Raw genomic sequence first — 14520 nt, 5'->3', positions numbered from 1 at the left:
ACGACACTTCGTTACCAACATCGAGGCGTAATGAATTTTTACGCGAATATTAGGTGGTACCACGAATTTAATCGTCCTATGGAGAGTGTCTTCATAGGATTTTTTTATTGGACACAAACAAGATACAAGGAGGAAAATCAATGGCTAAAGAAATGTCATCTAAGTTTCAACCACAAGAAGTTGAAGCTGGGAAATATCAATGGTGGGTTGATTCAGGCGTCTTCCATCCAAACGAAGATCCAAACGCTGAACCTTATTCAATCGTTATCCCGCCACCAAACGTAACAGGGAAATTACACTTAGGACATGCTTGGGACGTAACGTTACAAGATATGATTATCCGTCAAAAACGCATGCAAGGATTCGACACTTTATGGTTACCAGGGATGGACCATGCGGGGATTGCAACTCAAGCAAAAGTAGAAGAAAAATTACGCGGAGAAGGCTTATCTCGTTATGACCTTGGCCGTGAGAAGTTTCTTGAACAAACATGGAAATGGAAGGAAGAATATGCCAGCCATATCCGTGAACAATGGGCAAAAATGGGGATTTCTGTAGACTACCGCAGAGAACGTTTCACATTAGATAATGGGTTATCTGACGCCGTGAAGAAAGTCTTCGTTACATTATACGAAAAAGGCTTAATCTACCGTGGTGAGTACATCATCAACTGGGACCCTAAAGCAAAAACGTCATTATCCGATATCGAAGTCATCCATAAAGACGTAGAAGGTGCATTCTATCATATGAACTACCCTCTAGCAGACGGAAGTGGATTCCTAGAAATCGCAACGACTCGTCCAGAAACACTTCTTGGAGATACAGCGGTTGCGGTTCACCCATACGACGAACGTTACCAAGCGCTTATTGGGAAAACAGTTATCTTGCCGTTAATGAACCGTGAAATTCCAATCATCGCTGACGAATACGTGGAGCAAGATTTCGGAACAGGGGTTGTAAAAATCACTCCAGCGCATGACCCGAACGACTTTGAAGTAGGGAACCGTCATAACTTACCTCGTATTAACGTGATGAACGATGATGCGACAATGAATGAGTTAGCGGGTAAATACGAAGGCATGGACCGTTTTGCGGCGCGTAAAGCTATCGTGAAAGATTTAGAAGAAGCTGGCCTTCTTGTGAAAATCGAAAAACATTTACACAGCGTTGGTCACTCAGAACGTACAGATGTAGTGGTTGAACCACGTCTTTCAAAACAATGGTTCGTAAAAATGGGACCTTTAGCCCAGCAAGCCATCAATGCGCAACGTGCGGAAGGAGACAACACAGTAAACTTCTATCCGCCACGTTTCAATGATGCGTACTTACGTTGGATGGAAAACATTCACGACTGGGTAATTTCACGTCAATTATGGTGGGGACATCAAATTCCAGCTTGGTATCATAAAGAAACAGGCGAAGTATTCGTAGGCATGGAAGCTCCAAGCGACAGCGAAAACTGGACACAAGATCCAGACGTATTAGATACTTGGTTCTCATCTGCGTTATGGCCATTTTCAACAATGGGTTGGCCGGACGAAGATGCAGCCGACTACAAACGTTACTATCCAACAAATACACTTGTAACAGGATACGACATCCTTACTTTCTGGGTAAGCCGTATGATGTTCCAAGGGTTAGAATTTACAGGAAAACGTCCATTCAAGAATGTTCTAATTCACGGATTAATTCGTGACAGCCAAGGACGTAAGATGAGTAAGTCTCTTGGAAACGGGGTTGACCCAATGGAAGTCATCGAGCAATATGGTGCCGATGCGCTTCGTTGGTTCTTAGCAAACGGTTCTGCTCCAGGGCAAGATGTTCGTTACTCAACAGACAAGATGGATGCTGCATGGAACTTCATCAACAAGATTTGGAACGCAAGCCGTTACGCGTTAATGAACGTGGGCGACTTAACAGCGGACCAAGTGGATATCACTGGTGAGAAGACTCTTGCGGACAAATGGATTTTAACACGCTTGAATCAAACGATTGGCAAAGTGACAGAACTCTTCGAGAAATTCGAATTCGGTGAAGCAGGACGTCTCCTATATCGCTTCATCTGGGATGATTTCTGTGACTGGTATATCGAAATGTCGAAAGAAACATTAGCAGGGGACGACGAAGCTGCGAAATTAACAACACGTAGCATTCTTGTATATGTATTAGACAACACATTACGTCTATTACACCCAATCATGCCTTTCGTTACAGAAGAAATCTGGCAATCTGTTCCTCACGTTGGGGAATCATTAGTGGTCGCAACTTACCCAACGGTTCACCCAGAACAAATGGACGAAAAAGCAGCTGAAGAAATGGAATTCTTAATGGACTTCATCCGTTCAGTACGTATGGTTCGTAACGAAATGAACACACCATTATCAAAACCAATTAACATCATTGCGAAAGTGAGCGACACAGCACACTACACTGTCTTGAAAGAAAACGAATCTTACATTGCACGCTTCTCAAATCCAGAAGAATTTGTGTATGGTGAAGACGTTGAAGCACCATCTGACGCGGTAACTTCTGTTATCACAGGTGCTGAAATTTACTTGCCATTAGCAGGATTAATCAACATTGAAGACGAAATCGCTCGTCTTGAAAAAGAAGCAGAGAAATTGCAACAAGAAGTGGATCGTGTCGAGAAGAAATTATCGAACGAGAAATTTGTGGCAAAAGCTCCTGCAGCGGTTGTTGAAGCTGAACGTGCAAAAGGTGCAGACTATCAAGCACAACGTGAAGCAGTGTTAGAACGTATCGCAACATTGAAGAAAATCTAATCCGTTTTAACAGCGGGGAGAGCGTATGAAGTATCATGCGCTCTCTTTTGTATGTTATGGAGGGTCATTTTCTGTTAAGATAAATGAGGGAAACAGGAGGTGAGTGAATGATTCAAGAGTGGTTAAAAAAGAGCGAGAGTATTCCTCGCAAACATGGGTTGTACCGTATGGAGGCTATCTTAGGGGCGCTTGGCAATCCGGAACGTGAATTGAAGAGTATTCATATCGCAGGAACGAATGGAAAAGGGTCGACTGCTGCGATGGTGACGGCCTTTGCAAAGGCGCATGGATTGCGAGTAGGGACATTCACTTCACCGCATATGGACAGTATCAGGGAACGCATTCAGCTAGACGGAGTGCCTCTTGAAGAAGAGCCGTTCTGGCAAGCTGCATCGGTCGTAAGAGAGGTGGAGAGCCGCTTGTTCGAAGAGTGGGGAGCCTTTAATTATTTTGAGATTTTAACGGCGATGATGTTTGTCGTCTTTCAACAAGAAGCTGTCGACCTTGCGATTATTGAAGTCGGGATTGGCGGCCTGCTGGATAATACGAATGTTGGCCATCCACTCGTCAGTGTCATCACGACGATTGGCTTAGACCATCAAGACTTACTTGGAAGTTCTTTGGAAGAAATTACCGCGCAAAAAGCAGGCATTATTAAGTCTGGGCAGCAAGTGGTCGTCGGACCAGTCACGCGTGAATGTATGGATGTAATTCGTGGAGTCGCTAGTGAGAAAGGCGCAGCTGTGCAGGCATTTGGCGAAGCTTTTTCACTAGTAGAGGATTCGTATCAAGACGAAGCATTGACGATTCCGCTGGGACAGTTAGCCCTCCACGGAGCCTTCCAGAAGGAGAATGCGAGCGTTGCGATTCGAGCGTGCCAAGCATGGATGGAAGCAACGGGAAGAAGTATGCAGGCTGAGTTCATCGAAGCAGCTCTCCCTGTCGTTTCGTGGCCAGGGCGCATGGAAGTGTTGCAAGACACGCCACTTATTATCATTGATGGTGCTCATAATTTGCCTGCCATCGAGCGACTCATACAAAACATGACGGAACGCTTTGGCAAGAAACAGACACTCTTATTTAGTGCGCTTACTCGAAAGGATAGTCAACAAATGCTTGCAAGATTACAAGAAGCTCTTCCAGATGTGAACATCATCTTAACGAGTTTCCATCCTTCAAGAGGCCTGTCGATAGCTAGAAGTGACGTGGAAGCGTACTTAGATTCTCCCAAGATTTCCTTTGAAGAAAGCTTTGAAGAAGTTATCGAACGGTTTGCCTGCTCGATAGATGATAAGAGCGAATTATGGGTGACGGGCTCTCTCTATTTTATCGCTGAAGTTCGTCATTGGTGGAACAACCGCAAGCCTAAAGAAGAGTAGACATCGTAACTCTTTGTAGAGAAAATAAAGAGGAAGTGTCACAATGATTGAATCGAGATTATTAGAAGTACCTTTAAGCGCCATGCCACGAGAACGCCTCGAACGGTATGGCGCTAAAGTGCTTGAAACCCATGAATTATTAGCTATTTTACTAAGGACAGGTTCTAAAGATTTGAATGTATTACAATTATCCATTGTGGTTTTGAATACTTTTGAAGATTTGCATTCGTTAAAGATGGCAAGTCTGGACGAACTCATGCACATTAATGGGATTGGACGAACAAAGGCCATTGAACTAAAGGCGGCCATTGAACTAGGAGCCAGACTAAACAAAGCTTCTCAGATGAAACTAGGAAAAATCACGTCTTCTAAAATGGCGGGGCAGTGGATTGTAGAAGAGTTAAAAGATGCCTATCAAGAACATCTTGTAGCGCTCTATTTGAATACTAAGAATGAAGTAATAAAAAAGAAAATGATTTTCATCGGCGGATTAAATAGTGCTGTTGCTCATCCAAGAGAAATCTTTCGGGAAGCAGTGAGATATTCGGCAGCACGTGTCATCATTGGACATAATCATCCGAGTGGGAATCCTGAACCGTCTCAAGCAGATATTGATTTTACCAAAAGACTGATGGATTGTGGGGAATTAATGGGGATTGAACTTCTAGATCATTTTATTGTGGGGGGAGAGCATTTTATTTCTTTGAAAGAAATCGGAGTATTGTAAAAAAGATTTCGGTTTTTAGCTTACTTGAAAAAATGAAAAATGAAGAAAATGAATATTTTCAGATTTCACGAAAAATAAACGTGAAAAATAAGGAAAGCATTCGGAAAAAACGCATAAAACTTCAATTGTTCATAAAATTTCTATCCGAATTCGGAAATCCTCTTGTAAAAAGGTTTCTTAGATGGTATACTGAACTTGTGTTTTTGTTAGGTATAGAAATAGTGTAAAGATTTACTCCTTTCGAACCATTAGCAAGAATATGAATAACAAGTGCTATGGCACAAGGAGGAAATGTTCATGGAACAAGGTACAGTAAAATGGTTTAACTCAGAAAAAGGTTTTGGGTTTATCGAACGTGAAGGTGGAAACGATGTATTCGTACACTTCTCAGCAATCCAATCTGAAGGATTCAAAACATTAGAAGAAGGACAAGCAGTTCAATTCGATGTTGAAGAAGGCGCTCGTGGACCACAAGCAGCTAACGTAGTTAAACTATAATTTAAGTTTAAACGATGATACCACCGGTTTTCCGGTGGTTTTTTTATTTTGCCTAATACTTTTTTCAAACGATAAATTTGATTGATTAAAAAGTTAGAATGACTTGTTTAGGGAGAAAATTTTTGGGTCAAAAAATGACAGTGGTAATACTTATGATTGAAGAAAAACGGGAATTATTCCCAAGTTCTTTGAATTGCGCTTTCTTTTGGAGGTATATCAAGTTATCAGAAAAAAACCAAATAATACCTAAAAAATATGTGAAAATTCAATTGGTTTTTATAGAAATTTTATAAAAATTATGATAAATTTTAAAGGTAAAGAATGCTACGAAATTCACTAAAAAATGGATAGTAAACAATTTGGGAATAGACTAGCATAAAATTACATTGTACATTTACAATTGAATATTTAGAAAGGAAGGAAGAATGTATGAATAAGAAATTACGATCTTTGTTTCAAATCATTGTTCTTTGTTTAGGGATCTTTATCCAACCCTTCGTTGCTCTTACTAAAGTGCACGCCACAGAGTATAATGATGTCATCACTAGTGTTGGTGTGAAAAACAGCTCTGGTGGAGATTTGACTCAAGGGTTAGATATTTGGCAAGATTTTCGTCTTACTGCGACTTTTCAACTGCCAGATAACAAAGTGCATGAAGGAGATACGACAACTCTAAGTTTACCATCTGAGATTGCGTTTTCGAATTCGTCAAATATTGAACTTCGTGACGGGTCTGGTAACCTTGTAGCTACAGGACAATTAGATGCGGCTAACAAAACAATTACTATACGGTACACTAACTATGTTGAGAACAAGTCTGGTGTTCGTGGAGAGTTTTTTGTTTACGTACGTGTTGATCACAGTGTAGTGAGTCAAGAAAAAAATATCGATGTTAAGGTTACTGTTGGAAGTAAAGTTTTAGTTGCTGGGAGAGTGCGCTATAATGGGCCTCCAAAAAGATATGACTCTAAGATTGAAAAGAGTTCATTTCAACAGGCAGGAGATCCAGATAATGTAATTCGTTACAATATTACGGTTAACCGTAATATGGCCAACTATAGTAACGTAACGATTACGGATAAATTCACTTCTCCAAACATTTCATTTTTACCAGATACATTCAAAATCTATAAAGTAGATTGGGTGTGGAATAATGGAGATTGGACCTACCAAAATCTTCGTGATATGACTAGTACGTTGAAACCTAAATTGGTTCCAAATGCGAATGGAGATGGATTTACTCTTCCGTTAGGAGATACCAATGGTTTTGGATATATGATTGAGTATCAAGCTAAAGCCAACTATGATTTAGTCGATCGAGAAATTATTACGAATACTGCAAATATGATTTATAATGGCGGACAAACTGAACAGTCTACAAGTTCTCGTGCGTATCAAATTGCAGGAGGGGTTGCAGAAGGGTATGTTTTCACGATTAACATTCATAAAGTAGATGAAGCTGGACAACCTTTAGAAGGTGCTAAATTCGAAGTAGTTCGTGATCGTAACCAAGCTGTTGTAGGAACACTTACTACAGGACCAGATGGAAATGCTAGTGTAAATCAATTATTACGTGACAATTATACGATTCGTGAGATTGAAGCTCCTGAAGGGTATGATAAGTTAACTACGGAGATTAAAATTAATCCAACTGATTTTGGAACGGATAAAGCTGTAACGCGCGAAGTCCAAAATAGAAAGACTCCTCCAAGTACGAAGAAAATTACTTTCAGTAAAGTAAACTTAGGTGGAACTGAAATTGCGGATGCTAAAATCAAAATCTTCAAAGGTGAAACAGCAGAAGGCAATCCAGTACAAAGCTGGACATCAGAAGCAGGAAAATCTAAGGAATTAGATTTAGAGCCTGGAACATACACTTTCCACGAAGAAGCAGCTCCAACAGGATATCTTAAAGTAACGGATATTACTTTCACAGTTAACAGCGATGGAACAGTGACAGTAACAAAAGTCGGCGAGAAAGATTCTAAAGGTGAAGATAATAAAGTAGTAGCCAACGGCTCAACACTTAAAGTGACTGACAAAGATGATGACCTTCCACGTAAGATTACATTCAGTAAAGTAAACTTAGGCGGAACAGAAATCGCAGACGCTAAAATTAAGATCTTCAAAGGTGAAACTGCAGAAGGTAACCCAGTAGAAAGCTGGACATCAGAAGCAGGAAAAACTAAGGAATTAGATTTAGCACCTGGAACATACACATTCCACGAAGAAGCAGCACCAACAGGATACCTCAAAGTAACAGACATTACGTTCACAGTAAACCATGATGGAACAGTGACCGTAACAAAAGTCGGCGAGAAAGATTCTAAAGGTGAAGACAACAAAGTTGAAACCAACGGTTCAACACTTAAAGTGACTGACAAAGACGATGATTTACCACGTAAGATTACATTCAGTAAAGTAAACTTAGGCGGAACAGAAATCGCAGACGCTAAAATTAAGATCTTCAAAGGTGACAAAGCAGAAGGTAACCCAGTAGAAAGCTGGACGTCAGAAGCAGGAAAAACTAAGGAATTAGATTTAGCACCTGGAACATATACATTCCACGAAGAAGCAGCGCCAACAGGATACCTTAAGGTGACAGATATCACTTTCAAAGTGAACTATGATGGAACTGTAACGGTAACAAATGTTGGTGAAAAAGATTCTAAAGGTGAAGAAAACAAAGTTGAAACAAATGGTTCAACAATGACAGTAACCGATAAAGATGATGATTTACCACGTAAGATTACTTTCAGCAAAGTAAGCTTAGGCGGAACAGAAATCGCAGACGCTAAAATCAAGATCTTCAAAGGTGACAAAGCAGAAGGAACTCCAGTAGAAATCTGGACATCAGAAGCAGGAAAAACTAAGGAATTAGATTTAGCACCTGGAACATACACATTCCACGAAGAAGCAGCGCCAACAGGATACCTTAAGGTGACAGATATCACTTTCAAAGTGAACTATGACGGAACTGTAACGGTAACAAATGTCGGTGAAAAAGATTCTAAAGGTGAAGAAAACAAAGTTGAAACGAATGGTTCAACAGTGACAGTAACCGATAAAGATGATGATTTCCCTCGTAAAGTAACCTTCAGTAAAGTGAATATTGCTGGAAAAGAAATTGAGGGCGCTAAAATCAAGATCTTCAAAGGTGACAAAGCAGTAGGAACTCCAGTAGCAAGTTGGACTTCAGAAGCAGATAAGTCTAAAGAATTAAACTTAGCACCTGGAACATATACATTCCATGAAGAAGCAGCACCAACAGGCTACTTAGCAGTAACAGATATCACTTTCAAAGTGAACTTTGATGGAACGATTGAAGTGTTGAATGCTAACGGAAATTCTGTAGAATTCAAAGATGGCAAATTAGTCATCACAGACCAAACGGAACCTGAAAAACCAAATGAACCAAACTTACCAAATACTGGTAGCGTTTCTGAACAAGGAACTCTATTAGCTGGATTGGCATTGTTAAGTTTAGGTGTTGTTATGGTAGCTTCAAACGGCAAAAAGAGATTTAACTAAATCATCATCTGTATAGATTGATTTACTAGATTAATCTCTCTTCTTGTCAGACGATTGGAAAAAAGACAAAGGAATCAAGCAACTTTATGTTGTTTGATTCCTTTTTTTATATCGTAAAATCTATTCAAATATTGGAAACCTTCGAATGCAAAAATCACTAACAGATTACAGAAACCGCTTTAATATTTCAAAATAAAAAAGTTTTCTAAAAAGCTATAAAAAACAAGAATAAAGTGCCGAATTCTGATATACTAGAATAGAATTCTTACAGCCTGGTCTGTAGAAGAATTACTGAAGGAGGAAGTAGTGTGGTTGCATTTAATTTTAAAGCACAAAATATCGGAATTGACTTAGGAACAGCTAACACGATTGTTTATCTTGAAGATGAAGGAATTGTCACACGTGAACCTTCCGTTGTTGCAAAAAATATCGTTACAGAAGAAATTATCGCAGTAGGGAAATCGGCTTTCGAAATGATTGGGAGAACGCCTGAAAATATCGTAGCATTACGCCCAATGAAAGATGGCGTAATCGCAGACTATAATACGACAACTGCCATGTTAAAATATTTCATCCAATCGATTGTTGGCCGCTCATTTTTTAAACCAGTGGTCATTATTTGTGTACCAAGCGGAATCACAGACGTTGAAAAAAGAGCCGTTTTAGATGCTACTAAATATGCTGGAGCGAAAGAAGCTTATGTTGTGGAAGAACCTTTTGCAGCAGCAGTAGGAGCGGGCTTACCAATTACAGACCCAACAGGAAGCATGATTGTAGATATTGGTGGAGGAACAACGGACGTAGCAACGATTTCTTTAGGAGGAATCGTGAATAGTCGTTCGATTCGCGTTGGTGGAGATGAGCTCAATGAAGCTATTGTCCAGCACGTTCGTAAAACGTATAATCTACTGATTGGAGAGCGTACAGCAGAGGAACTTAAGATTCAATTAGGGTCTGCTTCTGTCGAAAAAGCGCAAGGAAGTATGCAAGTTCGTGGACGTGATATGGTAACAGGTCTTCCACGAGTAGTAGAAGTTCCCGCTAAAGAAATAGCAATTGCGATGAGTGAGATTATTCATCAAATTTTAGATGCCGTTAAAGATGTGTTAGAACAAACACCGCCAGAAATTTCTGCGGACGTTATTGATCATGGAATCGTTCTGACAGGTGGTGGAGCGATGCTTCGTCATCTTGCAGAGATGATTTCGAAGGAAACGCAAGTGCCAGCGTTTGTTGCCAATGACCCACTAGATTGTGTGGCATTAGGAACAGGAGCTATTCTAGCAAACCCATCATTAATGAAAAAATAGAGTCCGTTGAAAAATTTAATAGAGGAGTGATGATGTGAATCCAATTTTTTCAAATAAGAAACTAATTGGTTGGGTAATCGGAATCATTGTTGCATTAGCATTAATCATGTATTCCGTTACTTACGGAAGTAATATCGTGACTCAAGGTGTTAATGATGTAACCAATATTCTTGGAAGATTAGTCTCTTATCCAGCAAATAGTATTAATGATTTTATTGATAGTGTGGGTGATTTATCAAATACGTATCAAGAGAATCAATCCTTAAAACAAAAAATCGATACCATTCATGAATTAGAGGTTCAATTGAATGAGTTAAAACGTGATAACCAAAAAATGAAAGAAACGCTGAAGTTGCAAGATACGCTGAATGATTATACATTAGTGAATGCTACGGTCATTGCGCGTAATCCGGATACTTGGCGTGATGTAATTACGATTAATAAAGGATCAAATGATGGAATCCAACCTCAAATGTCGGTAATGAGTGATAATGGTTTAGTAGGAAAAGTTTTAGATGTGAATCCTACAAGCGCACGGATTGCCTTGTTATCGAATGCTGATAATACTTTAGTTCGTGTTGCGGCGATGATTCAAAATGAAAAAGAACCAATCTACGGGACCATTACCGGATATGACGAAAAGACAAATATGCTTGTTATGAGCCAAATTCAAGCTACTCAGGATATTAAAGTAGGAGATAAGGTTGTGACGAGTGGTCTTGGCGGCATTTCTCCAAATTCACTATATATCGGAACGGTTGAAGAAGTGGCAATGGATCGTTTTGGTTTATATAAAGAAGTGAAAATTCGTCCAGCGGCAGATACGAATGATGTTCGTTATGTAACAGTAGTCATTCGTACAAGCGAAAGTGAGGGGCAATAATGCGTAACTCCAGAAGAGTTTATTGGGTATTGTTTGTCTTCATTCTAGCTTTCTTAGTGGACGGTGTATTGACGAATCATTTTTCTACTTTATTTTTGCGCTCTGGCTATAGTTTAACACCAAGGATTATTGTCATTGCAGTTGTATTGCTGAATTTTATGATTGACCATAAGGCGATGTTTTGGTTTTCAGTGATTGCAGGATTTTTGGTAGATAGTTATTATGCAGGTATTCTAGGAATCTATATGGGAATATTTGCAGTGATTGTGCGAGTGATTCGTTTAGTACGTACAAATATTTTGCAAAATCCATTTACGTTAGGATTAGCATTAGTGTTCTTCTTAAGTTTGACAGAAGTTTCTGTATATTTCGTATATGCGTTAAGAGGCGTTGTCAGCATGGGATGGAACGAGTTTTTAGTGGAACGATTAGGGGCAACGCTAATGCTCAATATCGTGATTTATTATATTCTGTATATTCCACTTCGTAATTTTGCAAGGTGGGTGAATGCGACTCCAGTAGTGAGTCCGCATGATTTAATCAATCATCGAAGAAGTTAATCTATTTTACCAATAAGGGTTGGCGAGCGCCGGCCCTTTTTTTGTTTAGGCTATTAATACCGACTGTTGTAGCATTTATGCTATAATAAGGAGAATTAGTGTCTTTAGAAAGAGGAATGGAATGAACAAAGAAGTATTTTTGAAACTAAGTTTAATTTCTAAAGGAGTCATTGCTATATGTGCTTTAGTGGGATTCTTAATGGAGATGTTTCTCCACGGATGGTATTCTATTCGCTATTACACCAATCAATCTAATTTACTAGTAGTTATTTTTCTCATTTACTTACTGCTAAAATACCGTAAGGAAGGCCATTGGAGTCAGTGGGATATTCGATTAAAAGGTGGAATGACCGTTGCAATTCTTCTAACAGGACTGGTGTATCACTTCATGCTAGCTCCATTAAAAACACCTGAAGAATTTTGGACGATAGAAAATTTTCTAGTGCATTATATTGTTCCTTATGGAGCATTGTTAGATTGGGCACTTTTTGATAAAGGGCATTGTTATAAGTGGTGGGATCCGTTTGTATGGACGATTTTACCATTGGCGTATGCAATTATTTCTGTTGCGATTGCGTTAATTACACGAATTCCCATTGGAAATAACCCCGATGGACCGTTCCCTTATTTCTTTTTGAATGTTGATAAATATGGAATTTTAGGTGTTATTCAGTATAGTTTAGGATTAGCAGCCGCATTTTTAGTAGGCTCCTATGTCCTTGTACTTTTTAAAAATGGATTTAAAACAAAGAAATATTTATAAGAGAGGAGACTTTCATGCTTCGAGACATTGGTATTGACTTAGGAACTGCGAATATTTTAGTCTTTCTAAAAGATCGCGGGATTATATTAAATGAACCTTCGTTAGTTGCTTTAGATGAGCGTACTGGAGAAGTGATTGCAGTCGGAGAACGAGCATATCAAATGGTAGGACGTACTCCAAAAGAAATCAATGTTCATCATCCATTAAAAGGTGGAGTAATAGCGGATATTGCGGTTACTGAACAATTATTAGAATTATTCATGCAAAAATTAAATTTAAATAGCTGGTTTTCAAAACCCGATATTTTAATTTGCACGCCAACTAATATTACGACCGTAGAACAAAAGGCGATTATTCAAGCAGCGATTAAATGTGGTGGAAGAAATATCTATTTAGAAGAAGAACCAAAAGTGGCTGCGGTTGGAGTTGGACTCGATATCTTCTCGCCAATTGGAAATATGGTGATTGATATTGGTGGTGGAACGAGTGATATTGCCGTTCTATCGATGGGCTCAACAGTGACAAGTCGCTCGATTAAATTAGCTGGGGACAATATGGACTTTGCGATTTCAGAATATATTAAAGACAAGTATCAATTAATCATTGGAGAACGAACTGCAGAGGCGATTAAGATGTCGCTTGGAAGTGCAGTGGAAGTTGAAAATGAATCTGATATGATTGTCAAAGGAAGAGATATGACGACAGGGCTTCCAAAGACAGTGACAATCTATACGAATGAAATCTATCATTGCTTAAAAGAAATGTTAGATACCATTGGAGAAGAAGCTAGACTTGTTCTAGAGTCAACTCCTCCAGAATTAGCTGGAGATATTATCGAACGTGGTGTGATGGTTACCGGTGGAGGCGCCTTGATTAATGGGATTGATCGCATGCTCTCTGAAAAACTTCAAGTTCCAGTGATGATTGCAGAAAATCCACTTCAAAGCGTAGCAATTGGAACAGGAATTTTATTAAATCGAATTAAATCTGAAAGAGGCATTTTTGCTGCAATCCGTAGAATTTTTAGTGCGAAGAAAGTGGTAATGAATCCAACCGCACATATGATTGATGATGAAAGGACAGAAGAATCATGAAAGAACAATTAAAGAATAGTCGACATTTACTATTTACTGCTTTATTGCGTATTTTAGTTTTCCTTGTCATTGCCATCATCTTGTTTGCTCTTGGTTTAATGATTGGATATGCAGTTCTTGGCGAAGGTAAAAATCCGCTCGATATTTTTTCTAAAGAAATTTGGGATAAGATTTTTAGATTTATTAATTAGCAAGCATATAAATTGACCTTTATTGACTATAGCAGTAGACTTAAACAAATATTAGATTTGGAGGAAGTAGTATGAATTTAATTCCAACAGTTATTGAACAGTCTTCACGTGGAGAACGTGCTTATGACATTTATTCACGCTTATTAAAAGACCGTATTATCATGGTGAGCGGACCCATTCAAGATGACATGGCGAATGCGATTATCGCGCAATTACTTTTCTTAGATGCACAAGATCCTGAGAAAGATATTTATATGTATATCAACTCTCCAGGGGGAAGCGTAACAGCTGGTTTAGCCATCTACGATACAATGAACTTCATTAAAGCAGACGTTCAAACCATCGCAATGGGGCTGGCAGCGTCAATGGGTTCATTCCTATTAACAGCTGGAGCAAAAGGCAAACGTTACGCATTGCCAAACGCTGAAATCTTAATCCACCAACCTTTAGGAGGAGCACAAGGGCAAGCGACAGAAATCGAAATCGCAGCGCGTCAAATCTTGAAAACACGTGAACGTTTAAATAAAATCTTGGCAAAACAAACAGGCCAAAAATTATCACGTATCGAAAAAGATACAGATCGTGATAACTACATGACTGCACAAGAAGCCTTAGAATATGGCTTAATTGATGCGATTATGGAAAGCTCAAAAGAAATGAAATAATCGAAATGAAAAACACCTTCAGTATCATAATGATTACTGAAGGTGTTTTTGTCATTTCTGTTTCCGAATATTTATGACGAAAAATATTATTTTTATGTGAAATATTTCATTTAGTGTTTATTAAGGTTTCTGAAAG

13 protein-coding genes and 1 other annotated feature (1 of these 14 cut by a window edge) are annotated in these 14520 nt (G+C 39.0%); all 13 genes read left to right on the top strand.

Annotation, left to right across the window (positions count from 1 at the left end; translation table 11 throughout):
• Window positions 1–82, top strand: a binding site (T-box leader); it begins 133 nt to the left of the window's first position.
• Between the two features lie 58 nt (window positions 83–140).
• The 13 genes from NQ540_RS07710 (at window position 141) to clpP (ending at window position 14384) form a co-directional block, all read left to right on the top strand.
• Window positions 141–2783 (top strand): valine--tRNA ligase, encoded by a 2643-nt coding sequence (locus NQ540_RS07710; protein WP_005606981.1) that lies wholly within the window; start codon window positions 141–143, stop codon window positions 2781–2783.
• Window positions 2784–2890: 107 nt separating this feature from the next.
• A complete protein-coding gene (locus NQ540_RS07705; RefSeq protein WP_005606978.1) occupies window positions 2891–4162 on the top strand; it encodes a bifunctional folylpolyglutamate synthase/dihydrofolate synthase in 1272 nt (423 codons plus the stop codon).
• 43 nt (window positions 4163–4205) lie between these two features.
• Window positions 4206–4889 (top strand): RadC family protein, encoded by a 684-nt coding sequence (radC, locus tag NQ540_RS07700; protein ID WP_005606977.1) that lies wholly within the window; start codon window positions 4206–4208, stop codon window positions 4887–4889.
• 297 nt (window positions 4890–5186) lie between these two features.
• Window positions 5187–5387, top strand: coding sequence for a cold-shock protein (locus NQ540_RS07695; protein ID WP_039849134.1), 201 nt, complete (start codon window positions 5187–5189; stop codon window positions 5385–5387).
• Window positions 5388–5539: 152 nt separating this feature from the next.
• Window positions 5540–5680, top strand: a complete 141-nt coding sequence (locus NQ540_RS07690; protein WP_223429367.1) for a hypothetical protein — start codon at window positions 5540–5542, stop codon at window positions 5678–5680.
• A gap of 136 nt (window positions 5681–5816) precedes the next feature.
• Window positions 5817–8918, top strand: coding sequence for a SpaA isopeptide-forming pilin-related protein (locus NQ540_RS07685; protein WP_005606970.1), 3102 nt, complete (start codon window positions 5817–5819; stop codon window positions 8916–8918).
• Between the two features lie 308 nt (window positions 8919–9226).
• Window positions 9227–10228, top strand: a complete 1002-nt coding sequence (locus tag NQ540_RS07680; RefSeq protein WP_005606968.1) for a rod shape-determining protein — start codon at window positions 9227–9229, stop codon at window positions 10226–10228.
• A gap of 34 nt (window positions 10229–10262) precedes the next feature.
• On the top strand, window positions 10263–11111 hold the full coding sequence (gene mreC / locus NQ540_RS07675; protein WP_005606967.1) for a rod shape-determining protein MreC: 849 nt from the start codon (window positions 10263–10265) through the stop codon (window positions 11109–11111).
• Window positions 11111–11671 (top strand): rod shape-determining protein MreD, encoded by a 561-nt coding sequence (mreD, locus tag NQ540_RS07670; RefSeq protein ID WP_005606966.1) that lies wholly within the window; start codon window positions 11111–11113, stop codon window positions 11669–11671. The genes mreC and mreD overlap by 1 nt, the downstream gene beginning before the upstream one ends.
• A 121-nt stretch (window positions 11672–11792) precedes the next feature.
• On the top strand, window positions 11793–12434 hold the full coding sequence (locus tag NQ540_RS07665; RefSeq protein ID WP_005606965.1) for a Pr6Pr family membrane protein: 642 nt from the start codon (window positions 11793–11795) through the stop codon (window positions 12432–12434).
• A 14-nt stretch (window positions 12435–12448) separates the two neighbouring features.
• Entirely contained in the window at window positions 12449–13528 is a 1080-nt protein-coding gene (gene mreB, locus NQ540_RS07660; RefSeq protein ID WP_005606964.1) for a rod shape-determining protein, read from the top strand.
• The gene (locus tag NQ540_RS07655; RefSeq protein WP_005606963.1) at window positions 13525–13719 is read left to right on the top strand and encodes a DNA-directed RNA polymerase subunit beta; all 195 of its coding nucleotides are present in this window, start codon (window positions 13525–13527) and stop codon (window positions 13717–13719) included. The genes mreB and NQ540_RS07655 overlap by 4 nt, the downstream gene beginning before the upstream one ends.
• 71 nt (window positions 13720–13790) lie before the next feature.
• Window positions 13791–14384, top strand: coding sequence for an ATP-dependent Clp endopeptidase proteolytic subunit ClpP (clpP, locus tag NQ540_RS07650; protein ID WP_005606962.1), 594 nt, complete (start codon window positions 13791–13793; stop codon window positions 14382–14384).
• Window positions 14385–14520 lie beyond the last annotated feature (136 nt).

This window comes from Granulicatella adiacens ATCC 49175 (assembly GCF_025150565.1).
Classification (GTDB): domain Bacteria; phylum Bacillota; class Bacilli; order Lactobacillales; family Aerococcaceae; genus Granulicatella; species Granulicatella adiacens.
Note: the sequence above shows the minus strand (reverse complement) of the source record. Positions and strands in the feature narration are given on the sequence as shown.